23 protein-coding genes are annotated in these 24753 nt (G+C 48.1%); 13 read left to right on the forward strand and 10 right to left on the reverse strand.

Annotated features, from left to right (window positions below; genetic code table 11):
• Positions 1 to 128 precede the first annotated feature (128 nt).
• From AC5JLB_RS23635 to AC5JLB_RS23645, 3 genes are all read left to right on the forward strand, one after another.
• Positions 129 to 458 (forward strand): YnfA family protein, encoded by a 330-nt coding sequence (locus AC5JLB_RS23635; RefSeq protein ID WP_495876278.1) that lies wholly within the window; start codon positions 129 to 131, stop codon positions 456 to 458.
• A 76-nt stretch (positions 459 to 534) separates the two neighbouring features.
• Positions 535 to 2187 (forward strand): cryptochrome/photolyase family protein, encoded by a 1653-nt coding sequence (locus AC5JLB_RS23640; RefSeq protein WP_495876279.1) that lies wholly within the window; start codon positions 535 to 537, stop codon positions 2185 to 2187.
• Positions 2188 to 2209: 22 nt separating this feature from the next.
• On the forward strand, positions 2210 to 2410 hold the full coding sequence (locus AC5JLB_RS23645; RefSeq protein ID WP_495876280.1) for a hypothetical protein: 201 nt from the start codon (positions 2210 to 2212) through the stop codon (positions 2408 to 2410).
• A gap of 157 nt (positions 2411 to 2567) precedes the next feature.
• Here AC5JLB_RS23645 and AC5JLB_RS23650 read toward each other — a convergent pair whose 3' ends face one another.
• Positions 2568 to 3545 (reverse strand): S-layer homology domain-containing protein, encoded by a 978-nt coding sequence (locus tag AC5JLB_RS23650; RefSeq protein WP_495876281.1) that lies wholly within the window; start codon positions 3543 to 3545, stop codon positions 2568 to 2570.
• A gap of 410 nt (positions 3546 to 3955) precedes the next feature.
• Here AC5JLB_RS23650 and AC5JLB_RS23655 point away from each other — a divergent pair, with 410 nt between their 5' ends.
• Positions 3956 to 5095, forward strand: coding sequence for a hypothetical protein (locus AC5JLB_RS23655; protein ID WP_495876282.1), 1140 nt, complete (start codon positions 3956 to 3958; stop codon positions 5093 to 5095).
• Entirely contained in the window at positions 5092 to 5946 is an 855-nt protein-coding gene (locus tag AC5JLB_RS23660; RefSeq protein ID WP_495876283.1) for a potassium channel family protein, read from the forward strand. Before AC5JLB_RS23655 ends, AC5JLB_RS23660 begins: the two co-directional genes overlap by 4 nt.
• Positions 5947 to 6014: 68 nt before the next feature.
• On the opposite strand, the gene AC5JLB_RS23665 is transcribed toward AC5JLB_RS23660, so the two are convergent.
• The 5 genes from AC5JLB_RS23665 to AC5JLB_RS23685 all read right to left on the reverse strand — a co-directional run bounded on the left by AC5JLB_RS23665 (position 6015) and on the right by AC5JLB_RS23685 (position 14759).
• The gene (locus AC5JLB_RS23665) at positions 6015 to 6716 is read right to left on the reverse strand and encodes an acyltransferase (RefSeq protein WP_495876284.1); all 702 of its coding nucleotides are present in this window, start codon (positions 6714 to 6716) and stop codon (positions 6015 to 6017) included.
• A gap of 252 nt (positions 6717 to 6968) precedes the next feature.
• On the reverse strand, positions 6969 to 7505 hold the full coding sequence (locus tag AC5JLB_RS23670) for a glycosyltransferase family 2 protein (protein ID WP_495876285.1): 537 nt from the start codon (positions 7503 to 7505) through the stop codon (positions 6969 to 6971).
• 1226 nt (positions 7506 to 8731) lie between these two features.
• The gene (locus AC5JLB_RS23675; protein WP_495876286.1) at positions 8732 to 13816 is read right to left on the reverse strand and encodes a translocation/assembly module TamB domain-containing protein; all 5085 of its coding nucleotides are present in this window, start codon (positions 13814 to 13816) and stop codon (positions 8732 to 8734) included.
• Between the two features lie 185 nt (positions 13817 to 14001).
• Positions 14002 to 14337 (reverse strand): hypothetical protein, encoded by a 336-nt coding sequence (locus tag AC5JLB_RS23680; RefSeq protein ID WP_495876287.1) that lies wholly within the window; start codon positions 14335 to 14337, stop codon positions 14002 to 14004.
• Positions 14338 to 14549: 212 nt separating this feature from the next.
• On the reverse strand, positions 14550 to 14759 hold the full coding sequence (locus AC5JLB_RS23685) for a hypothetical protein (RefSeq protein ID WP_495876288.1): 210 nt from the start codon (positions 14757 to 14759) through the stop codon (positions 14550 to 14552).
• Between the two features lie 489 nt (positions 14760 to 15248).
• Here AC5JLB_RS23685 and AC5JLB_RS23690 point away from each other — a divergent pair, with 489 nt between their 5' ends.
• Complete coding sequence (locus AC5JLB_RS23690; protein WP_495876289.1) at positions 15249 to 15860, forward strand: hypothetical protein; 612 nt, start codon at positions 15249 to 15251, stop codon at positions 15858 to 15860.
• A 152-nt stretch (positions 15861 to 16012) separates the two neighbouring features.
• On the opposite strand, the gene AC5JLB_RS23695 is transcribed toward AC5JLB_RS23690, so the two are convergent.
• From AC5JLB_RS23695 to AC5JLB_RS23705, 3 genes are all read right to left on the reverse strand, one after another.
• Positions 16013 to 16222 carry a high light inducible protein gene (locus AC5JLB_RS23695; RefSeq protein ID WP_495876290.1) on the reverse strand — a complete coding sequence of 70 codons (210 nt, stop codon included), beginning with the start codon at positions 16220 to 16222 and terminating at the stop codon, positions 16013 to 16015.
• Between the two features lie 85 nt (positions 16223 to 16307).
• On the reverse strand, positions 16308 to 17132 hold the full coding sequence (locus tag AC5JLB_RS23700; RefSeq protein ID WP_495876291.1) for an Npun_R2479 family HD domain-containing metalloprotein: 825 nt from the start codon (positions 17130 to 17132) through the stop codon (positions 16308 to 16310).
• A gap of 160 nt (positions 17133 to 17292) precedes the next feature.
• On the reverse strand, positions 17293 to 18189 hold the full coding sequence (locus AC5JLB_RS23705; RefSeq protein ID WP_495876292.1) for an aldo/keto reductase: 897 nt from the start codon (positions 18187 to 18189) through the stop codon (positions 17293 to 17295).
• Positions 18190 to 18295: 106 nt separating this feature from the next.
• On the opposite strand from AC5JLB_RS23705, the gene AC5JLB_RS23710 reads away from it, so the two are divergent.
• The 4 genes from AC5JLB_RS23710 (at position 18296) to AC5JLB_RS23725 (ending at position 21541) form a co-directional block, all read left to right on the forward strand.
• On the forward strand, positions 18296 to 19600 hold the full coding sequence (locus tag AC5JLB_RS23710; protein ID WP_495876293.1) for an FGGY-family carbohydrate kinase: 1305 nt from the start codon (positions 18296 to 18298) through the stop codon (positions 19598 to 19600).
• 30 nt (positions 19601 to 19630) lie between these two features.
• Complete coding sequence (locus AC5JLB_RS23715; RefSeq protein ID WP_495876294.1) at positions 19631 to 20062, forward strand: hypothetical protein; 432 nt, start codon at positions 19631 to 19633, stop codon at positions 20060 to 20062.
• A 16-nt stretch (positions 20063 to 20078) separates the two neighbouring features.
• Positions 20079 to 20987: an allantoinase PuuE gene (gene puuE / locus AC5JLB_RS23720; protein WP_495876295.1), complete on the forward strand. Its 909-nt coding sequence runs from the start codon at positions 20079 to 20081 to the stop codon at positions 20985 to 20987.
• 227 nt (positions 20988 to 21214) lie between these two features.
• Positions 21215 to 21541 carry a DUF760 domain-containing protein gene (locus AC5JLB_RS23725; RefSeq protein WP_495696456.1) on the forward strand — a complete coding sequence of 109 codons (327 nt, stop codon included), beginning with the start codon at positions 21215 to 21217 and terminating at the stop codon, positions 21539 to 21541.
• A 55-nt stretch (positions 21542 to 21596) separates the two neighbouring features.
• Here the strand turns inward: AC5JLB_RS23725 and AC5JLB_RS23730 are convergent, their stop codons facing one another.
• On the reverse strand, positions 21597 to 22775 hold the full coding sequence (locus AC5JLB_RS23730; protein WP_495876296.1) for an HhoA/HhoB/HtrA family serine endopeptidase: 1179 nt from the start codon (positions 22773 to 22775) through the stop codon (positions 21597 to 21599).
• A gap of 181 nt (positions 22776 to 22956) precedes the next feature.
• Here AC5JLB_RS23730 and psbQ point away from each other — a divergent pair, with 181 nt between their 5' ends.
• From psbQ to AC5JLB_RS23745, 3 genes are all read left to right on the forward strand, one after another.
• Entirely contained in the window at positions 22957 to 23409 is a 453-nt protein-coding gene (gene psbQ / locus AC5JLB_RS23735) for a photosystem II protein PsbQ (protein WP_495876297.1), read from the forward strand.
• Positions 23410 to 23461: 52 nt separating this feature from the next.
• Positions 23462 to 24553, forward strand: a complete 1092-nt coding sequence (locus AC5JLB_RS23740; RefSeq protein WP_495876298.1) for an NAD(P)/FAD-dependent oxidoreductase — start codon at positions 23462 to 23464, stop codon at positions 24551 to 24553.
• The coding region (locus AC5JLB_RS23745) for a hypothetical protein (protein WP_495876299.1) at positions 24550 to 24753 on the forward strand (204 nt) is incomplete at its 3' end. The genes AC5JLB_RS23740 and AC5JLB_RS23745, both read left to right, overlap by 4 nt.

A 24753-nucleotide genomic window follows, 5' to 3' on the forward strand; every position in this document is an offset into this window, starting at 1 on the left:
ATAGAAATTCATTTACCGATTCACACCTGAAGTTTGTCCCGATGAGATTAAAGCTCACACAATTTCTACTCTGTAATGAAGCGGATCTTAATGTTATAAACGACGATCGCAAGTTCAAATAAAACTCAATGCAACTGATCAAGTCTTTACTCTACTTTCTGTGGGCAGGAGTATTTGAAATTGGTGGCGGCTATCTCGTTTGGCTTTGGTTGCGAGATGGAAAGCCGCTTTGGTGGGGCGCGTTAGGCGCGATCGCACTGTCACTCTATGGCGTAATCGCAACGCTTCAACCTGCAAATTTTGGGCGCGTCTATGCGGCTTATGGAGGAGTATTCATCGTTATGGCAATGCTGTGGGGATGGAAAATTGACGGCGTAAGACTCGATCGTTACGATCTCCTTGGTGCAGCATTAGCATTGCTCAGTGTATTCATTATCATGTTTGCACCAAGAGCTTAATAACTGTTTCCTGAGACAGACGACTAGACGCTTCTTAACTTACACTATTACGATAAGTTAAGAGCTAGGAAACAGCATGACAGTTGGCGTTTGGGTATTGGGCGATCAGCTTTGGTCAGGGCAAACCGCGCTGGAGAGTCAGTGCGATCGCAAAGAAAATACGCCAGTCATTTTCATCGAATCAATGGCTCACGCTCAAGAACTGCCGTATCATCTGCAAAAGTTGGTACTCGTGTGGTCAGCAATGCGGCACTTTGCTAAAGAGTTAGAGCAAGACGGCTGGACAGTGACGTACAAGATTTCGCCCGATTTTCAAACGCCGCTTTTAGCGTGGATCGAACATCATCAAATTACCGAACTGCGGATCATGACGCCAACGGATCGACCGTTTGCTAACTTGATCCAGAGCCTAGATCTTCCCTGTGACGTAACCCTCACTCCTAGCAATCGCTTTATCTGGAGCGACCAGTCTTTCAGCGACTGGGCAACATCTCGCAAGCGGTTGATTATGGAAGATTTTTACCGCGAAGGACGCCATCGATATGACGTGTTAATGATAAACGACCAGCCTATGGGCGGACGGTGGAACTACGATCGCGAGAACCGTAAGCCACCCAAAGGAAAACTTACGATTCCTGAAGCGCTTTGGTTTGAACCTGACGATATTACTCAAGAAATAATCGATTGGATCAAACAATCACCAATCTTTGCAGACAGCCAAAAGTACTGGCAGATCGAGCCGTTTCGTTGGGGCGTAACTCGCAAACAAGCGCTGCAAGTCCTGCAATTTTTTATCCAAACTCGGCTCTCTAATTTTGGTCCTTATCAAGATGCGATGCTGATGGGCGAGCAGACCTTATGGCACGCCATGCTTTCACCTTATCTCAATATTGGATTGATTCATCCAAGCGAAGCGATCGAAGCGGCAGAGCAAGCCTACCGTGAGCATCCAGACGATTATGACTTAAATAGCATTGAAGGATTTATTCGACAAATTTTAGGTTGGCGTGAGTATATGCACGGCATTTATATTCATATGGGAGCAGACTATCCACAGCGTAACTTTTTCAATCACAACCAACCGTTACCAGGATTTTACTTCACGGGTGAAACCGATATGAACTGCTTACATCACACGATTAAGCAGGTTAAAGAAATTGGTTATGCTCATCATATTCAGCGTCTCATGGTTCTAAATAACTTCTCACTGATTGCTGGAGTATCACCACAAGAGTTGCAAGATTGGTTTCACTTAGCATTCATCGATGGATATGACTGGGTGATGCAGGCCAATGTGATTGGCATGGGTCAATATGCAGATGGCGGTTTGATGGCCTCGAAGCCTTATGCGGCATCTGCTAATTACGTCAACAACATGAGCAACTATTGTAAGCAGTGTGTTTATAACGTGCGCGATCGCACCTCCGAAAACGCCTGCCCATTCAATTTCTTTTTCTGGGATTTCCTCGATCGCAACCGCGAAAAATTGAGCAACAACCCCCGTATGTCGCTGATTCTACGAAACCTAGAGCGTATTTCTGACGAAGAACTAAAGCAAATCCGTCAAAAAGCTGCCGACTGGCACAAACAGAATAACCGTACCGAATATCCGTTGCCCTCAACGCCCAACCATGGACAATCTGACCCTGCTACGCAACCAGTATCTCGAACTAACCAATCAGACCCTCCCCGCTCTAGCAAACGAAAGAAAGCTTCCGGTTCGGTCTAATCACTGCTTCCAGCGGATTGTGTTGGATAACCTATTTGGTTGCTGTTGGTATGAGGTTCTGAACCGCAAGCAGCCTGCTTACAAACAACTGAGCCAAGAGCAGCTAGAGAAAGCCATTGCGATCGCACAATCAATGATCGATCAGCCTGATGAATACATTCGCCAACTGAATCAAAATAGCTTGAACTGGCGTGGGAAAGATAAACACTCCCGCTCTGCTTGAGTGCCAATTAGCTAAGAACCCAACAACAGCGTATTCTCCGATCTTCAGTCAACCGGAGATTTCTTGGCAAACACGAGCTACAACCTCTCAAGACTGGAAGAGGAATTTGAGGTGAGGGCACCTTCTGAGGGACTAATGATTAGAAAAACGGAAACCGCTAATTCGCTTCAGGTCTCACAACATATTTTGCGGCAGCTTGATTCTGCGGAAGCGGCTGAATCTTGCCACTGTCTACCAACGCTTGGTGCATGAAAGCAGCAATTTCACCCCGTGTTGCAGGTTGAGTTGGGTTGAGAACTTTACGATTAGGATAATTGACCACAATGCCAGAGCGAGTTGCTTCTGCAACACTACTGACCGCATATTTGGGAATTCGATTGGCATCTGTGTAATATTGCTTCAAAATAGCAGCAGATTGCTGGGTGTTTGCTGAATTCCTAGCCGCAGACTTTTGATTGACTGGTGTTGAAGCTGAGGGAGCACTGGCAGGAGCAGCTTGAGCCGAGCGGGGCGTCACAAAAGGTTGCATCAGCGCAAGAGCAGCAAAAGGCAACACGATTTGTCGTCGAGCGGGGCGATTGCTCGGTTGAGCGGCGGTGGGCTTCGCTTGGGCTTTATTGGCTGCGATCGCGGCAGCCGCAGGAGTTCGGTTTGCTGCCGATTCGTCTTTTAGCGACAAGTTTCGCGCCAGAGAGACTAACGCTTCAACACGGCTCACAGGCTGCTGAGGACGGAAATTACCGCTTGGGTAGCCGCTCATAAAGCCAGTTTCGTAGGCTTCTTCGATCGCAGGGGCTGCCCAATTTCCTTTAGGCACATCCTTAAAGGCGCTGCCACTCGGAATTTGGCGATCGCGCTGCTGAGAAAAGGCTTTCCGGACAATCGCCGCGAACTCATCGCGATCGACGGTTTGATTGGGGCGGTAGGTTCCGTCGGGATAGCCCGTAACGATGTTACGCTCTGCCAATGCAGCAATAAACGGTTGTGCCCAGTAATTTTTGGTATCTGGAAAGTTTGCTGCTTTGCCCTGAGCAGCAACCGGATGAGGATTGTACGAAACCATCGCGATCGCGCCTGAGAGTAATCCGATACCTAGTAAAGGCGCTCCAACAACAAATCGACGTGATATGACCATAGAGCGTTTCCCCTGCATAACAATCCGCCTGGCTAAAATGTGTAATCGGAAATTACCGCTTTTTCTGGTCAATGTTCTCCACCAAATGGTAGAAATTAGTGAGCGGATCTGTAATTTTCCTGTGACCTTAGGTATAACTTTAGGATGACTACAAGTGGAAATAGAGCAGCTTCATTTCTTCTTTCGTCACTTCAGCTACTAAAATTACTGAGGTGTTGGTTGCCTTTAAAGTAAGTGTTACAGCCTTACTGAAGAGTTGATTTTATTGCACCAACCTTCTAATTTTGCTGATCAGTTTAGGCTCATGCCATGAGTACAGATAGGCATTCTACCGATGCATTTATGTCCACAGTGATATCAGCGATCGATCATTAGTTCCTACACTGGAAATACAATCATCGGTATTGGCTATGGCTAAAGATCAATTGCAGCAACCCTCACGTCCAAAGGTGCAGAAGAGCGAGTCTGGACAAATTGGGAAAATAACGGAAACCGTATTCAAAACCGGAAAAGGAGCAGTTAGTCTTGCTCTATGGTTGGGCGGAACTGTCCCCAAGCAGGCCGTGCGCTGGATTGGTAACGCCACTGGAAGAGCTGGACAAGCCGTCAACTTTGTTGGACAGCTACCCTTGCTCAGAAATCCGGTGGTCAGACGATTAGCGGGAGTTCTAAAGCTCGATTGGCTGGTCGGAATTAGCGATCGCGTGGATACGACGAAAGCAGAAGCTAGGGTAAAAGAACTCCAGCAAAAGTATCCGAATGAATCTCCCAGCCAAATCACGCATCGATTGATGGTGAAAAAGGCTCTGAAAGCAGGAAGTTCAGGCTTTGTCACTAGCCTTTTGCCTGGGTTTGCAGTTGCCCTTTTAGCGCTTGATCTAGCCGCAACTACAGCGTTGCAAACTGAGTTGGTCTATGAAATTGCCGCCGCGTACGGATTAGATTTGAAGGACTCGACTCGTAGAGGCGAAGTTTTAGCCATTTTTGGTCTAGCTGTTGGCGGCGGCAGGGCGCTAAAAGCCGGATTAGGATTCCTCCGTAACATTCCGCTTGCAGGCGCGATGATTGGCGCGAGTACAAACGCAACAATGCTCTATTCATTGGGCTATGCCGCGAGCCGATTCTATGAAGCTAAACTTCGAGATGGAGCGGAAGAACCTAGTACCGAAGCACTGAAAGCAATTGAGCAACAGACTGAGCAGTATTTGACAGTAGCGATCGCGCAACAGGCGATCATGGATCAAATTCTAGTTCACATGATTTTGGCAAGTTACCCAGAAAAGACTTGGGATGATATTTTGCCCGACCTGCAAAAAATGCAGCTAGAGCAGAATTCTTTAAATGCGATCGCGGCAAATATTAAAGCTCCGCAACCGTTAATTACCTTAGTAGATCAACTCAACTGCGACTTTGCGGTTCCTTTATTAGCGCAGTGCCGTCACATCGCCCAAAGTAGCGGAACGATATCTCCGCGCGAAGCAGAAGTCTTGAAGGCGATCGAAGAAAAGTGTAATGCGGACGAGATGATTCGGAGCAATTTAGAGTTATGAGCGATTCGTCTCGAAAGCAGACGCTGCGATCGGAGACTCAGTTGGCGGTGGATCAAGAGCGGCGCGAGATTCTCCAGCAGTTAGAAGACTGGCTTGAAACCCCGCTTTTAGTGTTGAGCTTTCTTTGGTTAGCGTTATTCACCATTGAATTGATTGGGGGACTGAATCCGCTTCTAGAAACGCTGGGGATCGCAGTCTGGATGATTTTCATCGCAGATTTTGGACTCAAGGTGTTGCTTGCGCCCCGCAAGTTCAGTTACTTACGTCAGAACTGGCTCACCGCAATTTCACTGCTCCTTCCTGCCTTGCGGATATTCCGAATTGTCCGAGTGCTGCGAGTGTTGCAGACTGCACGAGCGGTGCGAGGCTTGCGGTTGCTGGGCGTGATGACTCGAACCAATCGAGGTATGCGGGCACTCGCGGCGAGTATGCAGCGACGTGGATTTAGCTACGTTGTTGGACTAACGGCAATCATCACACTAACAGGCGCAGCAGGAATGTATGCCTTTGAAGGTGAGGTTGCCAATTCGGGCATCACTGACTACGGGTCTGCGCTGTGGTGGACGGCGATGCTAATGACGACGATGGGATCAGACTACTCGCCACAAACCGCAGAAGGGCGAGTATTGTGCTTTATCCTAGCGCTCTATGCTTTTGCTGTGTTTGGGTATGTCACAGCAACGATCGCGACCTTTTTTGTCGATCGCGATGCTAAAGATCCAGACGCAGAACTTGCAGGAGCAAGTGCCATTACTCAGTTGACTGCTGAAATCACAGCCCTACGCGCCGAACTTCAAACATTACACTCTGGTTATCCACTAACTCGTGAAAACATTGATGAGATTCCATGAATTCTTGCTGCGAAGCAGTTCTTCGTTTCCTCAGAGGCGTTGTCTTCGTTATTAAGGCGTCCTCGTTACTAATAGGAGACCGCCTGTAGCCGTTCGACTTTCGAGTGCTCGCGTTTGCCCGTCACTCTCGCAGGCACACCCATCGCGATCGAGTAGGGCGGAATATCGCGAGTCACCACAGCCCCTGCTCCAATCACGCTGCCTCTGCCAATTTTGACCCCATCTAACACTCTCACCCCCGTTCCTATCCAACAGTCATCCTCAATTTCAATTCCTTTGCACGTTAATCCCTGAAGTCGGAATGGTGTGTCGGGATCAGAAAAAACGTGATTGTTAGCATATATCGATGAGTTGGAAGCAATCATGCAATCCCTGCCAATTTTGATGGAGCCAGGCCCAGCAATGCAGACATAGGGACCAATGTAAGTTTCCTCACCAATTTCAATGCCTCCCCCCTCATGATCGTAAGCTCTAATCTGAACGCCCTGATCGAGCGAGGCACCATCCTTGAGACGAATCCGATTGCCTTTATTACTGATATAAGAGCCACGATACACTCGGACGCGATCGCCAATTTCAATGGTGTCGATGCCAATAAACTGAACACCAGTCTGAATGGTGACCGATTTCCCAACTTTTTTGAAAATAGCAGGATAAATTAAATTTCTAATCGCGCTTCCAATCGGACTCGGAATCGCTCCGAAAATTCCTGTCAGCAAATATTCTTTTCCGTACTTTTGAATTAAGGAAAACGTGATTTTACGGCTCATTAGTACTAATACTCCCTGGTTTATCTAAATTCGTTCAATTGTTACTTAACCGCTAAACACACTGGCGAAGCGGAACTACTGTGGAACTAAAATTCGCTAATTTTTATGCTTAACTTAAGCTTGATTTGTTACCTAAATTGAAATGTCGACGTGAACAAGAGGTTAAACATTCATAAGCCATCAATAGTAATAATAGTGATGTGAATTTGTCCTGTCTAAATTTGCACCATCTAGCACTTGAGAAACTATTCTTTATTCATCAGATTTGCTTAATTTCTCAGAGAGCCATTCTTGCGGATCTTGCTGCCACATAAAATCATTCACTGACAGCAACGGTGTTTCTGGAGCTTCCTCTAACAGCGGGAACCGAGGCGATCGATCAATCTGGAGATTGTCACATCTGCGACTGTAAACGCCACTAAAGCAATTCTCCAAAAATGCGCCCCTTGAGTTGTTCATCAGTTCAACATAGTGTTCTAAAAAATGAGGAACAACAGCTTCCTCAAATGTGATGAACTTGAAGTAAGCTCCAGTTGCTAGCTTCAGAATGCGATTGCGATTTGAGAGTTCTTGCTGCGCTTCTGTGTGTCGGTAATACCGGATTCGAGCATCTTTTGAGGCGTAGCTTCTACCAATTTCTTCTGTTTGATCGGTTGAAGCATTATCTAAAACAATGAGTTCAAAATTTTGAAACCGTTGTGACAAAATCGAATCAAGCATCGTTTGAAATATATATCCGCCGTTTCGTACTGTGAGTCCTAAGCTAACGAGAGGCTGAAGTGTAATCATCTGAATTTTCCTGACAATTTTAAGAACGTCTCAACGCAGATCAGACTGCTCGAACGTCGTCTTACATTTAACAAGGAGCTTTGCTTTTTCAATCAAATCAATGCTTGAAGCAGCAGCGAAGCCATCGCACTGGAGAAGATAATTGAAACGCTACCGTACAAAGCTTTAGATAGCTAATTCTACGCTTTTAGAAATGCAAAAAAGTTAATGCTGCAATGGTAGTTTGAAGTATTAAGACGCTAGGTTCAATCGGTACTAAGACAGATTTGATCTAGATAAATCAATGCAACAAGTAACTGTTTGACATTAAGAAAAAACGCTGCTGCCTAATATAGAGTGTTGGCAGCTCGAACTAGCTCTTGTGAAAAGATTTGCAGGCGACGAACCAATGCTTTAGCAAAGTTTAAATCTTTCAACTCAAACGGCAATCTAAAGCCTTTGAGAGAAATCGGATGGCTGCACTTAAAAATCCAACAACCGAGTCAAGGTTAGGAGGAATGAAGCGAGGCAGCTATTTATGGGGGAGTCAAGCCTCCAGGGATTCGCACGGCTGCAACATTCTGCACTACCCGTTTAGAGTCTACGAACAGCCTACCCTTCAGCAGCGTTTGCTGCGTATGTGCGGGAAGAGCCGATCGTAGTAAATCTAATAAAGGCATAAATCTTAGATCTTGAGCAGTGAGCAGATCGGACGAATTACTTGTACGTATTCTACAAGAGGTATTTCGGCCACCGTAATTACCGCAGAATTACCTCATCATTCCTTCAAACTTCTAATTTTTTTGTAAAGGAACAATGAAGCTCTTAGCAATGGAGTAATAATTTTTAGGCATTCATGTATCTGAAGGTAGATGCGCTCAATCGTCGCAAGATTTTGCTAGTCTTAAATCTATCTTTTACTGAAACAGCCGAGTTAGGATGTGGATCTTGTTTAGCGTTTAAGCAGTAGTACTACAGACATCTATTCAGGAATTTGGCGAGTGTACATATTCTCGCTTGCAAGCTGATCTTCTGCTCTTCTACAGAGCGAACGATCGCGCCGATCCACAATGCGGCTAGGAAATTAAGACGGCTGTCGATTCTACGAATCACTTCCTGATTCAGATCAATCATCGTCTAGGAGGTGATGATTGATCGGCTGATCGGGCTTCAGCATAAAACAGAGCAATCAGACACTTCCTTCTACAGCTTGCCAAATTGTCATCTTTGATGCTGAATTTGAGCTTCTAAAATCTCGTCTGATATTCAACCACAGCACGGCTATCTCCAGCGAGATCTGTTGAACCTCGAACAAGCGTTTCATCATTGATCCGATAGACTACCCCGTAGCGCAGGGGTTCGTCACTCGCAAAAACTCGTGATAGAGACACCGAGAAATCACCACTTACATCAACGATCGCTTCTGCCGCCAAACTTAGCGTTGAGGAACGAGCCTTGGTGGCATTTACAACCGTCGGAAAAATTCGCAACTCGCTTAACCCGATCGCTTGCCCGAGTTGCGTAATTGTTCCCTGCAATTCATTCGACAAGGCTGTGCTGGCAATGTTGGCAATGCCAACTGTCGTGCCTGCTTGTCCGATCGTATCGATCAACCCTCCGCCCACCAGCGCTAAAATTTCAGTCCTGCTTCGGGCTGGCGAACTTGTAAGCGCCAAATTCTTAGACAATTGGCTAGCAGGCCCAGTGGCTTTTGCCTGAACTCGAATGGTGCGTAGGGTTCCGATCGAAGTTGCCAATTCGTCTGCAAATGGGCTGTCTGCGATCTCACTAGATTGACGTGAGCGTGGTAAACGGCTGCCTGTGGTCTCCGGAACTAATGCAAATAGTTGCACATCGAGAACAGGATCGAGTCCATTAGCAGGGGTAAATTGAGCGGTGTGTTGGTAATTTCGTTCCAGTCGAAACTGCGTTGTGAAGAGGTTGACTTGCCCTCCAGTTAAACGCACAGTGCCCTCAGGACGTGGTTTTGCAAGGGTTCCATTTAATGTGATTGTTCCTTCAGAAGTAAAGCTGACCAAGGGCGGACTCGTGACGCGCACACCATTAGCAAGAACGATTTGCAAATTGTTGAATGCGATCGGGGCTGATGGAGATGCACCAGCCGTAGGCGTTGTAGCTGGCGTTGGCGCTGAATCTGGAAGCGTGATGGAGCTTTGATCAATTCCTTCATTTAAGTTCGATGATGTTGCTGATGACGCTGACGATGATGTTTCGGTTGCATTTGCGGTCGTTGTAGTTCTACCCGCCTGTGCGCCAACGTTTGCTTCTCCATTACTGAGACGAATTGTACCGCCCAGTGTGGGTCGAAATGCGGTTCCTGTCACAACCACATTTCCGCCTACGTCACCTGTGTAAAGATCAGTTACATTGAGCCTTATATCATTCAAGGCAACGGTAAGTGGATCTGCGGCAGCCGCTTCGACTGCACTTGTTGCTGCAAAAATAGGTAGAATGCCCTGCGCTGTGAGAGGCTGTTGATCGAATTGAGCTTGCAGCGTTTCGACAGTCACGCGATCGCCGTTAAATCGAGCGACTCCAGTGACATTCGTCAGCGATCGCGGTAGTGCTGAAGCGCGAACAGTAGCATTCTGAACGGCAACCGTTCCTTGAATCACAGGTCGGCTTAGTGTTCCTGCTACATCAACATTGAGCTGTCCCGCGCCATCGACCCACGCTACTTGATCTGTGAATAGATTAAGCAAAGCAAATCCGCCGTCTTTTAACCTAGCTTGGAGTTGAATTTGATCGGTGGTGGGTTGAACAGATGAAAATGGCAGCGCGATCGGAATAGTACCTGCAACGCTTAAGGGTTCCGTTTCGGTTAAGAAGATGTCGCTATCAAACCGCAGCCGAGCATCACCATACTGGAAATTCAGGTTGGCTTGCTGAATCGGCTGCTCATTTACCCTTCCATTGAGAATGTTTAGCACACCATTAGCGCTGGGATTATCTAAACTTCCCGATAGCGTTGTCGTTGCGTTTAATCGACCTGCTAAATTAACGGGTAGTTGTCTGAGAAACGGTTGAGCTAACTCTAGCGGCAGGTTGCTAACGCGCAGTTGTCCGTTTAGAGTATCTCCCACTCTTCCACTAAAGGCGAGTGTACCGTCGTTGATATCGAGTCGCACCGGGGAAACGTCTAGCACGCCATTGGCAAAATTGCCTTGAGCAACCAAAGTCTTGATGTCGTACTTGCCCCAATCGATATCTGAGCCACGCACATTAAAGTTGAACGCTAATCCACGTTGTAGCGAGCCGCTAATGTTAATTGCGCCGCTCAGATCGCCTTGTAATTCTGCTAGAGATGGCAGTGTAGCCACTTCAGGTTGGCGGCGCTGCTGAGCAATTTGACGCTGAACCTGTGCTAATTTTTGCAGTTTCGTATCTAGTGAGGTATTTGCCAGTTGAATTTGATCGAGGGGTTGGAGATCGGCGGCTTGTCCTGACTCGGGTGATTTCAATCCCGTTGCAATATCGCTTAGCTGAGAGATACTCAGCGTTTGCAGCAGCGTTTGAATATTTTCATCATTGAAACTAATTTGGAATTGAACAGGCTGATCTCCTGTAGTTTGAGTAGTGCCGTTGAGCGCAATGATACTCTCCCCTCGGCGTAACTCTCCGCCTGAAAGCCGAGCGACTCCATTGATAAAGCTGAATTGTCCTCGAAATTCGTCTCCGGCAATTCTGCCGAATCGAGGGTTTGCGATCGCAACCGTCCCTTCAGCATTCAAGGTGTTCAGATTAACCGCAACATTGCCCGATAGATTGCCAGCAGCCGATGCTAAGGCTCCTGCTGCTTGGGGAGCCACCTGACGTAGTAAAGAGACCGGAACATTCTGCAAATCTGCTAGGAGTGTTTCGCCCGCTGTCCGTCCTCGTGCGATCGTTTGCTCTCGCTTGATAAAGAACGACGTGGGACGATTGTTCGCGTTGAGTGACACCACAATCTGGTCTTGAGTGCCAGCAATGCGTTGACCTGAAAGCTGTAGCTCAGTGCGTTGTTTAGCGCGATAGGCTAAGTTCCCTGCCAATACTGGATCGAAGGCTAATCCATTGACATTAAGATTCCGCAGTCGCAGATCACCGATGGCATTGGGAGCGCTAGGTGTGCCCGTCACCCGTCCGTTAAAATCGGCTTGTCCTACTAGCGCTACGTTAGTTGGCAGACTAGAAGCGAAATCTCGAATATCGAAACCGCTGGCCTGAACATCTAGATTGAGTGCACTAATTTGAGGTGCGCCTTGCGTCTGTACTCCTACCGTTCCCCGCGCTACCAATCCTGGGGCAGTGGCTTCTTCAACCTGCACCTGCTGACCATTCCACCGAAACTGAGCCGTTAACGGATCTTTAACGACGGCCAATCCTTCTGAAAAGCGCACTCGCCCGGCTGCCCGAACGTCAGCTAGAGTGAGCGCATCTGTATTGCCGGATAGCTGCACGTTGCCGCTTAGTCGTCCCCGCAGATCTTGAGAAAACTGATTGAGCGCGACCCCGGCTGTATTCACCGATGCCTGGAACTGTCCGTTCAGTAATCGACCCGTTGCCGCGATCGTGCCGCCTGTCGAAAGGCGCGCGCGCCCGTCTGCCCGAATGCCCTCCGAGTTTAACGAATTTGTGTTGCCCGATAGCTGCACATTGCCGCTCACCTGTCCCCGCAAATTCTGAGCAAACCGATTTAACGCCACTCCTGCTGCATCCGCCGACACTTGGAACTGTCCGTTGACCAGTTGACCTGTTGCGGCAACAGTTCCACCTGCAACTTGAAACGTTGAATTTTGTAGGCGAACTTGCTGACCCGCAATCACAACTTCGCCTCTTCCGGGGTAAGTAGCTTGCGGGGCTTCAAACCGTACGGTTGTTTGTAAATCATTGGGAGAGCCAGAAACAGATGCGATCGCATCCACAGTACCAATGGTGATTGCTGAATTATTGGTGTAGAGGTTCGCGATCGCGTCTCCTGGTATGTTGCTTGCCCGTCCACTAAAGGCAATATTCGGCTGTTGAGTGAGCAAAACTCTCCCGTCGCCTGTGATTAGACCGCCCGCTTGAGGCACGGCTCGAACGTTAGAAAAAGCAACGCTGGGCGTGCCTGCGGTTTTGAGTTGAAAGTTACTGCTAATTGACGCAAAATCAACGCGATCAATCCGAGCAGCGCGAATTGTGCGGACGGTTCCATTCAGAACTGGTTTTTCGAGTTCTCCCTGAAGTTTGAGATCGGCTTGAAATGTTCCCTTAACGGGAACAGGTGAGGTTAGCTTGAGGGTTTTAATCACGTCGTCTGCCGTCGTCGATTGCACCTTAGCAGAGACGTTGTAGCCCTTTTCTGTATCGATCGTGCCATTGGCTAGAGCCGGAACACTACCAAACCGAGAGCGAACATTGTTCAGCGCGATCGTGGTTCCTCGAAACGTCAGTTGCCCTTTTGTATTGACAAACCGTTGCGGTAGCCTTTCAACTTCTAGAGTGACATCATCTAACGTTGCTGTTCCTGAAAGCGATGGATTCTGGTTTGGGCGCAGTTGAGCCGTCAAGTCGCCATCGACGCGACCCGCTTGCAGCGCGACGGGCAGCTTCACCAATCGAGTGATGTCTGTTGCCAGTACACTCCGGGCTTGCAGGCTCAAATCGGTGTGCCTAGACTGAGGGAGCGTCTCTCCTGACAAATCAATTGTGCCGCCTTTCGCGATTTGACCACGGGCATCATACCGAAAGCGCTGATTTTGCTCTGATAGTCGAACCACTCCATCAAGTTGATTGATCGCAATTGCACGTTTGGGAATTCGAGGATCAGGAAAGGGCTGCAAAACAGCATTGCCTTGGCGAATCCGAATCGACTGCAAATCAGTTTTAATCGGACCTGATTCTTCTTGTGTCTTGATGGTTGTGGAAATCCAGGTTCCGTCTTTTGTTTGGTCAACATAAGCATCAGGTTGATCGAGCGTGACGTTCAGTTCCAACGTTCGACTCAACAGCAGTTGCAACAGTGAAAATTCTACCTCGACCGCTTTAGTGGTGAGGCGATCAGCATCGGTAGGCGTTGCCGGAACAGACGACGCTCCAAAGCGGATTCCGGTAAACGAAACTTGCTCAACCTTTCCTAGTGCGACGGGTCTACTTAGCAATTCCGTGAGGTTACGTTGAATTAGAGGAGCTAACTGTTGATGAATCCAGACCCACGCCCACCAAGCGCCCCCTGCAACAGAGAGGAGCAGAATTGTGCTGAGTGCGATCGCGGTGCGACTAGTAAGCAGGCGTAGTAAATAGCGATAGAAGGAAGAGGGGGTTTGCTCAGGAGGGGGGAATTGAGACATCGTTTAAGAGCCTGCGTCTATCATTAGGCAGATCTAACTAACGGTCATACCCTAGCAGGACACGTTCTCATTTATCGTCTACCCATAGACGGCTTTTCAGCTCTATTTAGCATTGACAACATTGCTCTGAGCAACCAGCACTTTATGAAATTAATTTCAGTATCACTGCGACCAGCTTTGCTGTGCTAAGGGCATCGCTCTAGCAGTTCTGCCAGTGTTGCATCTCGATTGACATCAACGATGATCTTTTGCAAATCGCCCTCTTCAGGCACATCTACTTTTATCTTTAGTTCCACCAAACTCGCAACGTTAACGCTGACCTCAAGCTGAACATTCTGAGTCGGAATTTCTCGCGCTCTGATTTGTTGACTCGCCATTTCTATCACATTGAGGGCTTGATCAACTGCCGTTGAGATGGTTTCTTCAGCGATATCGGTTGCCTTCTCTCTTGTTCTCTGTGCAATCTTTCCAGCTTGCTCCTTTCCTGCATCTTGGGTAGAAAGAGCAAGAGTTTTAAGCACTTTCCCTCCTGTAGAAAGAAAGAGAGTTTTAAGCGTTTTCGCTCCTATTGTTTGTAGCAGATTCAAATGCATTGGGCCTTACTGTGTATCCGATGTTGCCATGTAGAATGATTGATATTGCTAATGCAGATGTAAATTATCATTTCCCAATCCCTCTCTCGCTTTGGGAACACTGCACAGCAAATTCTAGAGAACAGTCACAAGGAGCAGCCCTACTGAGATGAGTTGTTTACTAAAAGAGCACGAGTTGCCGCAATAGACGCTGTTCCTAAACCGATAAAGATCCATCGAAACGCGTCTGTCTTTGGAATTCCCATAAAGATAAGCGCTGCGCCAATCATTCCAAATAAATGAGACAAACTTCGTCGCTGACGCCGCTCAGGACTCCAAACGTCTTGCCGTTGATTTTGTAAATTTGCCATAGTAGTCACTTAACCATTTTCTAATTTTGCCTAGCTGATATTAAGCAAGTTATCTCCTAAACCACAGCTAATTTAAGCCAGTTTAAATAGAGTCAACTGCTACCGCCTTTGCGCGCAGTTGTTGATCAAGAAGCATCTTAATGCTTACATCGTAGTGTCAAGGTAAGCTGCACTCATCTAACAAAAGCAGTAATTCAAATAACAATCTATCTGTAAATTAAAGTTGTTTCGGTTAGGCATCGAAGACAAACAAAACAACATGAATCTAACTTTAGTATTAGATTCAATCCTATTGAATTTACTGCTGGCACTACAAAAAACGGTGAATAAAACCTATCGTTCGGATGAGCGTATTTAGGTAGGAGTAAGGCTTACGATGACTATTAGAGTAAAACTCTGAAGGAATTGCCGTTACCCCTCTTTAAACAGATCCTTTAACAAAAAATGGTGAATCAACGTTCTCAGACCTCATCACACATAATCCAGAAAATGGCTTTAGAAGAAGAGCGAATGCGTGAAATTCATCTGCTGTTACAGCATTTGTTTAAGCATGAGGAAACTACACTTCGACTGATTCTAGATGACCTGTATGATGTTGGTTCTAAAAATCTAATTAAGCAAAAAATTCGTTGTCGTCCCATTCGAGGGATAGTAGAGCCGATCGCGAAAATGTCTAAGCCTGTGTTTAGAATTTTTGCGGTTCGGTGGTCTCATAAAAATTGTCCTCAGTTAATTACGCAATGGTTGCGATCGCAAGTTGCGTTTGAAGAAACATTTCAAAAAACAACTATCACTCAAGACGTCACGGTCTCTACTCCAGAGGTGCGAGCAATCAGCGCTGGGCGCACCTCCAAAGAAATCGCGATAACCCCGCACGAGCCGCCTGAACTAGCGACTCAAATCCATCATTATCAACACGAAATTCGACAGTTGCACACACAAGTCAGATGGTTAACAGGAACGTTAGTCAGCGCGATCGCACTATTGGGAGGCTCGCTCCTTTGGGTCAGCTACAATCCTGAGTCAATTGCGTCTCGAATGGCGTTGCCCCTACAACCGATTGCAATTGAAGATACCAATCCTAAGCGCATCCAGCCTTAAAGCAGAGTGCCGTTATCGCGATCATGATCCCTAGCGAACTAGCAAAAAAATTAGAGTAGAAGCGTTCAGGAACCACCATTCCCGAAAGTTTCTACTCTAAACTATGTTCCTTGACTAGAAAATTTGAACTGTACCGTTGCACTACGGACTCATTACAGGTTCATTAAAAATCCAAGTACTCCCTGTCCGGTGAACGCTTCTAAGACGAGCAAAGAAACAAACCCAATCATGGCAAGGCGACCGTTGAGCAATTCGGCTTTCGGCGTGAACCCAAACTGAGGTTGGTCGGTCACGTACATGCGTGGCTCGATCGCGAAGTTATTTAGCTTGCCTTGCTCATCTATGATTGCGCCGCTTTTCATGGGTTGCTCCAACGTTTTCTTAATTTCTTTACATAGCTTAAGATATTTATTGAGTTTTGTAAAGAAGAATGTTAGGTTTTGTTACTCACTCGTGTTCAACAACAAATACATTGGCATAAAGGTTCGCAACGATTTGCTGCCCCTGCTGCGTTAAGTTGAGATAATGCAAGGCATCTTGAATGTAGGGATGAACGCCGTTCCAGAAGAATTTTGGATAGTTTTTACGAAGATCAGACGGGTTCTGATAGCCAAGAGCCTGGTTTACCCCTGTTTCTTCAAATTCATAATACAGAGCAGTGATTTTCTTGAGATACCGTGAGTCGCTCAACTGTCCGATCAAATCAGCGGCTCGCACGAGTCCAGGGTAGTACACCGTATCTTTGTGATCTTCCGCCTTGGGGACAGGAAAGCGCGTGAGTTCAATGTTGCGTTTGATCGTCTGAGCATCAATCAAGGCGTGATCTTTGAAGCGATCGTCGATGAACAACTTGCCGCGATCGACATGATAGGGCGTCAAACTAGCGTCACTGGCACCCAAGGGGAGCGTTACTCGGCCTCCATTAATTCCGGTGGCGTAAAAGCCATCGCGATCGCTGCGGCAAACCCCTTTGACATAGCCAATGTCATGACACGTCAACGAAATAATGAAGTGCAACCAATCTTCACAGGACACGCCGCCATCTCGAATGTGTCTGCCCCGCAGAATTTCCTGCCCAACTAATGTAACTAGAATTGTGTGTTCGACATCATGGTAGAGCGCATCGCTATTGGCGATATTTTCCAGCGCCATGTTGCCCGCCCAAGCCAGGATATCAGCGTAGTTCGATTTGTAGTTGCCATATGTCCGCCGATAACCTGCTTGAAGCTGCTGCACAAAGGCATCAATCAGAAGTTCGATCGCACTAAACATAAAAAGTAATTCGTAATTGAATGAGTCAGACGTTTTTGAGCAGATGTCTAAACGCTCTACAAACTAGAGTCAGCTTAGTTTGCCCAAAGCAGTCGGGTTGCCTCTGATCTCTCTTCAACTACGAACTTCTCAACTACGAACTTCAACTCCGAATGACAACCTACGAATTCATATCGTCTAGTAGTCCAATCTCGGCTTCGGTAAATCTGACTTGTGTCGCTGTCACTGAGTCCGCAATGCTTCCGGGTTTACTCGCTCCCGGAATCGGAATAATGCTAGATGATTTTGACAGCATCCAGGCGAGAACGAGGCTATAAACAGAAATGCCTTTATCACGGGCAAGATTCGCAACCGCTTCTACGCTACTTAGCTGCTGCACTCGCCTACTTCCACCGAGCGGACTCCACGGCAAAAAGCTCAGCCCTTCTGCTTCGCAATAGTTCAGCACACCGTCAAACTCAGGATCACGATGCCACGGATTATATTGATTCTGCACCGAAACTACGTCAACGACTTCTCGCGCTTGCTTAATCTGATCGACCGAGAAGTTGGAGACGCCGACATAGCGAATGAGTCCTTCTGCAACAGCTTCTTTAACAGGCTGAAGAGACTCTGCGATCGTATAGTTTGGATCAGGCGCATGGTACTGCCAGAGATCGATCGGCTTTTTGCCACCCAGCGCCTCAAAACTTTCTCGAATTGTTTGACGTAAATGATCCGGATTACCGTTGCGTGCCCAAGTGCCGTTGGGCCGCATTAAACCTCCCTTTGTCGCCACCATAACCCGGCTCAAATCTCCTGAGTATTTTTGCAGCGCTTTCCCAATCAGGCGTTCGTTATGGTGTTTGTCTGATTCATCCATGCAGTAAGAATCGGCGGTATCGATCAACGTGACGCCCAAATCCAAGGCTTTATGAATAGTTGCGATCGCTTGGTCTTCGGGAGGCCTGCTGCTAATGGACATTGGCATTGCGCCTAATCCAATCGAGAAAACCATCTTTCCGGTTTTGCCGAGTTCTCGTAAAGTCGGCGTTTGAACAGTTTCTTGAGTTCCCATCGTGCGACCTCTAGATAATCTCTCCAGTAAAAAAGGAGAATTGCGATCGCCACTTCATACTTAAGTTAGAGATTGGATAGAGATTGGTTCTACGTTACGTTCTTTTATGGATTGTTATCTCGGTATCGATTTTGGAACTTCTGGCGCACGGGCGATCGCCATCACTGCTGATCAAGAAATTCAAGCTCAGGTGAGCAATCGCTTTGCAGATTCTGCACGACAAAATTTAGCAGACCATTGGCAAAGTGTCCTGTTTAAGTTGCTGGCACAACTCCCCCAAACCGTGCGATCGCGTCTCCAAGGAATTGCCATTAACGGAACCTCAGCCACCGTTCTGCTGTGCGATCGCAAGGGGCAACCTATCACAGAACCACTGCTGTATCACGACGATCGCGGCAAGCAAGTTCTCGATCGCGTTGCCACGATCGCCCCTCCAGATCACACAGTTCTGAGTGCGACCTCTAGCTTGGCAAAACTAGTTTGGTGGCGTCAGTATTTAGACAACTTTAATGCAGCCCACTATTTCTTACACCAAGCGGACTGGTTAGCCTTTTTACTACACGGACAACTTGGCATCAGCGACTATCACAACAGCCTGAAACTGGGATACGACGTAGAGAAGTTACGCTATCCCGATTGGTTAGATCTGCCAATGCTGCCGGAGGTAGTGGAACCAGGAAAAGCGATCGCGCCCATTCTTCCCGATATCGCGAATCAGTTCAGCATTCCTCACAGTTGCTGCATTCATGCGGGAACCACCGATAGCATTGCGGCATTTCTAGCCAGTCAAGCCACAACGCCTGGAGACGCAGTTACGTCGCTTGGCTCGACGCTTGTTTTGAAGCTACTGAGTCAGACCCGTCTCGAAAATAAACATCACGGCATCTACAGCCATCGTTTGGGAAATCTTTGGCTGGTGGGCGGCGCGTCCAACACAGGCGGAGCCGTACTAAAACACTTTTTCTCAGACGAAGAAATTTTAGAACTAAGTGGGCAAATTTCACCTCAACCAGAGAGTCCATTAGACTACTACCCGCTACTAAAGCCGGGAGAGCGGTTTCCAATCAACGATCCACAGCTGTTACCGAGACTAGAACCCCATCCTAGCGATCGTGTCAAGTTTTTGCACGGTTTATTACAAAGCATCGCTCGCATTGAGATGCAGGGCTACACCCTGCTAGAATCTTTGGGCGCGACCCCGCTACGGCAAATTTTTACGGCTGGAGGAGGAGCGCAGAACTCAACTTGGACTGCCATTCGCGCTTATCAGTGTCGTGTTCCCGTTCAGACCGCATCTCAGACAGAAGCCGCGTTTGGAACTGCTTTACTCATCCTGCCTCAGCGTGACTCAATAAGCCATGATGAGGGAAGGAGAGATCAGCGTCTCGGAGGGAATACTGAGAGAAGCTGAGGAGAATTCACTCTACCGACTACAACAGCCATGTGGCGAAAGCTGAAAAACGTCTTTCTCAGTTTGAGAACCTATTCCGATATGAGCCCTGATTTGGGCTTAAGGCGACAGATCGATCAGACCCTACGATCGCGCTCCCCTCGAAGTTTTGAGGAGTGGTATACCTGCTTTTGGAGGCGGCTGGGTGTGTCAAAAGATGTTGCCGCCTTCGTCTATGATCAGATGGAAGAGTATTCCGGGTTGCCGTTTTCGCAAGTTTTGCCGAGCGATCAACTCTCTAGCGATCTTCACTTATCGTTAGTGTGCTGGTTCGATTGGGAATGCACGCTATGCGACGACTTCCGCGATCGCTTTGGCATAGACATTCACGATTGCTTTGATCCTTATGCTCTTTCTACCGTCAAAGATCTGGTTGTCTTTCTAAATCAACAAGTCATTCGGGTAAATTATTCTCAGTCATAATTTACTCTCTCAGCAAATGACGTATCCCAGAGATTTGATCGGTTACGGACGCGATTCGTTTGACCCGCGCTGGAAAGATCAGGCGCGAATTGCCGTTCAGTTTGTGATCAACTACGAAGAAGGCGGCGAAGCCTGCACGCTTCATGGCGATCAAGCGTCAGAAGCATTTCTTTCAGAGATTGTGGGCGCAGAACCGCTTCTAGGCATGCGTCACATGAATATGGAGTCGTGTTACGAGTACGGTAGCCGCGCTGGGTTTTGGCGATTGCATCGGCTGTTTACCGAGCGAGGAATTCCAGTCACGGTTTACGGTGTTGCTATGGCGCTAGAACGCCATCCAGAAGCGGTTGCAGCAATGCTCGAAGCCCAATGGGAAATCGCTAGTCACGGTTATCGCTGGATTGACTATAAATACTTTTCAGCCGAAGCAGAGCGATCGCATTTGCGGAGCGCGATCAATATTCACACGCGGGTCACGGGCAGCCGTCCTCTAGGTTGGTATACCGGACGCAATAGCCAGCACACGCGTCAACTGGTGATCGAGGAAGGCGGCTTTCTTTACGATTCAGACAGCTATGCCGATGATTTGCCCTATTGGACTCATGACTTTGGCAAACCCCATCTCGTGATTCCTTACACGTTAGATAACAATGACATGCGGTTCGCCACCAATCAGGGCTTCAACTCTGGTGATCAGTTTTTTGCCTACCTACGGGATGCCTTTGATCTACTGTACGCGGAGGGCGAGACGGCTCCAAAAATGATGAGTGTGGGGCTGCACTGTCGATTAGCCGGAAGACCTGGACGGGCAGCCGCGTTAGCACGATTTTTAGACTATGTGCAGCAGCGCGATCGCGTCTGGTTATGCCGTCGCATTGACATTGCTCACCACTGGCATGAAATGTTTAGCCACCCATCCTGCTAGAGCAAGAGAATGCAAATAAACATTATTTTTCCTCATTGTTTATAGCAGTTTGTTGTCTAGCAACCCGCGATTCCTAAGGAGTTGCGCCTTCCGCTAATCGCACAATTATATTCATCGTTCCTTCAAAAAGAGATTTATTTCATCCATTTTTCAACCTCTCCTGAAACACAGTGGGCGAATTGTGGAAGAAATGCCAAAATGATCGGATATCTTTCTTAAAGAACCTAATGGTATTTAACTCCGACAGCGCGAATTTTCTTCATAACAATGTAGATGCAGCAGATGCAAACGCCCTATTGCGGTATCTCCAGCATCAGCCACCAGAAGTTTTAGAACGGGTGGCTCGCTCAGTTAGCCCTCAAGTAAAGCAAATTATTTCCCACAATGTGCAAGGGTTAGTGGGCGTTTTGCCCGCAGAAGGATTTAGCGTCAAAATTAGCACCGATCGCGAAAACCTCGCTGGGTTGCTCGCCTCTGCAATGCTAACTGGCTACTTTCTCCGTCAGATGGAGCAGCGTATGGAGTTAGATGGCTCTATCGATGAGGATCTCTAAATTTTATTTCAAGTCGATGTAGCTCATCTCAAATCGATGTAGCTCATGGTGTATCTCATTTAGTGGGATAAGCTCCCGGACGGACTTGAACGGTTTGAATTTGATTGTTCCGTTTGACTTCGACTTCCAATGCGGTCCCGATATTGCTGGCTTCTACACGAGCTTGGACATCAGAAGCCGTTTGAACAGCCGTTCCGCCAATTTTTTGAATGATGTCGCCGGGTCGTAAACCCCCTTGGGCGGCTGGAGAGTTCTCAGCCACTCTGGCTACTAGAACGCCGCGATCTTGATTGACTTTTACATCTGATGCTGACTCTCGCTCTAGCTCTTTGCGGAGGCTTGGCGTCAGGTCAACCATCTGAATTCCTAAGAACGGATGCTCAACCCGCCCTTTGCTAAAGAGTTGCTCGAACGCTCGCTGCGCTGTTTCGATCGGAATGGCAAACCCTAATCCTTGAGCATCCGCCCGAATTGCGGTATTGATGCCAATGACTTCGCCGCGATCGTTCAGCAAGGGGCCACCCGAATTGCCCGGATTAATGGCTGCATCGGTTTGAATAAAGCTGACTCGCTTATCGGGCACGCCGACTTGACTGCTGGAGCGATTTTTGGCACTGATAATGCCTGCTGTCACGGTGTTATCGAGTCCGAGCGGATTACCAATCGCGATCGCCCACTGCCCCGGGCTAACGGTTGCTGATTTACCCAATACCACCGTGGGTAAACTGCTCGACTCGATTTTAATGGCGGCAACATCGGTTACGGGGTCGATTCCGAGGACTTTTCCGGTAAACGAGCGCCCATCTTTTAGCGTCACTTCGACCGTATCTGCCCCTTCTACCACGTGGGCATTGGTGACGAGCCGACCATCTGCCGTCAAGATGAATCCTGAGCCTGTACCCCGTTCTACCCGATCTTCGGGAGCGGGTAGCTGCTCTCCAAAAAATCGCTTAAACACAGGATTGCGGAATGCTTCTGGGGCGTCGCTGACAACTCGGCGGGTGGCGTTGATGCGTACCACAGCGGGTCCTACGCGATCGACGGCATTAGAAATAAAGGTGGCGTCTGTGGCCTGGTTGCCTGCGACGGAGACCGGACTTGAGGGCGCAAGCTGAAAGGTTAATGGCTGCTTTGCGGTGCGATCGCTAAGATAGCTATTAGCAACTAACCCCGCTCCACCTCCGACCGCTAAAAGAGAAACACCGAGCGCTAACTGCTTGAAAGACAGCATCATATCCTAACCGCTTCTATTCGTTCTTAAATCCTAATCTAAGCCAAGCCGTACCGACCGCTTGAGCCGGGTATAGCTGGTCTAAAAACTCCCATCTGCTCCTTCTTGTACCGTTCACGTTTTGAGATACACTTCTTTACAAGACAATTAACTCAAGAATTCAGATTCGTCAATCACGAGTGTTATGGCAAACTATCGATCTATTTTGGCTTCAGTTCTAGCGATCGTCGCCGTTCTGTTTATTTGTTTTAGCGATCCGGCAGCGGCAAAGACGATTAAGAAACTGACGTACACCCCTCAGCAACTTGAAGAGATTCAAACCTCGATGAGCGACGTGACCGAGATGCGCGATCGCTTTCCTGAACTCAAGACGCTCATCGATCAGAAAGATGACATTTTTACTCGTAATTTCATTCACGGCCCATTGGGGGAACTGCGAGTTAAGCTGAGCAGTGTTGCGCGGAATTTGTTACCAGATGCTCAGAAACAAGCGCGCCAGCTTGCCAAGGATATCGCGAATGATCTCGTCAGAATTGACCAAGCGGCATCGACGAGAGATTTTACGTTGGCGTCTCGCTACTACAATGAAATGCTGAAAGATTTGGATACGTTTGAGCAGTTGTTGCCCAAGAGTTAAATTGTGACTGGGGTGTAGGGTATGGGGACATATCCTGCATCTCTTTTAAACTATGGCGAAAGTAACGATCGCGGGATGTGGCATTGTTGGCGCTACGATCGCATATGAGTTGAGCAAATCAGACTTAGACGTGACGGTTGTGGATCAGCAGCCTGCACCTGTTGAACCCGATTTGAGTGTTTGTCCAAGCGCTACAGGGGCGGCACTCGGCGTGTTGATGGGCGCGATTAGCAAGAAAGAAAAGGGCAATAACTTACGGATGCGGCTAGCTGGCATCCAGTATTACGAACGGACGGTTCCAGAGTTGGAAGCGCTGACTGGACTAGCGATTCCGTTTAACCGTCAAGGTATTGTGATGCTCCAGTTTGAGTCGGATTTGTCAGTTTGGGAGCGGTTGGTCGGGATTCGAGAGCAACAAGGGTGGACGCTGGAGATTTGGCAGCGCGATCGCTTGCAGCAACAGTTCCCGTTTCTCAATCTTGATCAGGTTTCGGCAGCCGTTTATTCTCCCCACGATCGTCAAGTGAATCCTGTTGCGTTGACTCGCGCGCTCATCAAGGCAGCGAAACTCAATGGAGCAACGTTCAAGTTTAATACGAGCGTTAGGGGCGCAACGGATCAAAGCGTGCAGACCTCAAACGGAGATATTGCCAGCGATTACTTCATTGTTTCGGCGGGATTGGGATCTACGGCGCTAACCGCTGCGTTAGCAACTCCGGTTGATATTCGACCTGTGCTGGGTCAAGCGATTGAGATTCGATTGAAAGAACCGCTCTGCGCTAATTGCACCTTGCCCGTGATCAGCGGAAATGATGTTCACCTTGTTCCATTGAGCGAGACGGAGTATTGGATCGGCGCGACGGTAGAATTTCCAACAGAAGCAGGCTTGTCCTTACCGCCAGATGGCGCGATGTTTGAGGCTGTGATGGATCAAGCGATCGCATTTTGTCCTGCGATCGCTCAAGCTGAGACAATTCGCACATGGTACGGGGTGCGTCCTCGTCCTCAGGGTCGGCCTGCTCCAATCATTGAGACGCTTCCAGGTCATCCCCACATTTTGTTGGCAACAGGACACTATCGAAATGGAGTACTGCTTGCTCCTGCTACAGCCGCAAAGGTCAGAGAGACAATTTTGGGGAGTTGAAGCCGAAGGCTCGGGTTCTGAGCCTGAAGTTCCGCCTTCCGAGCTTGAAGCATGAGGATCCGAAGGCGAAGTTCCGCGTTCTGAGCCTGGAGTTCCGCGTTCTAGGCTTGAAGCATAAGGCTCGGAAAGCGAAGTTCCGTGCTCTGAGCTTGAAGCATGAGGATCCGAAGGCGAAGTTCCGCGTTCTGAGCCTGGAGTTC

Source organism: Myxacorys chilensis (genome assembly GCF_059505265.1).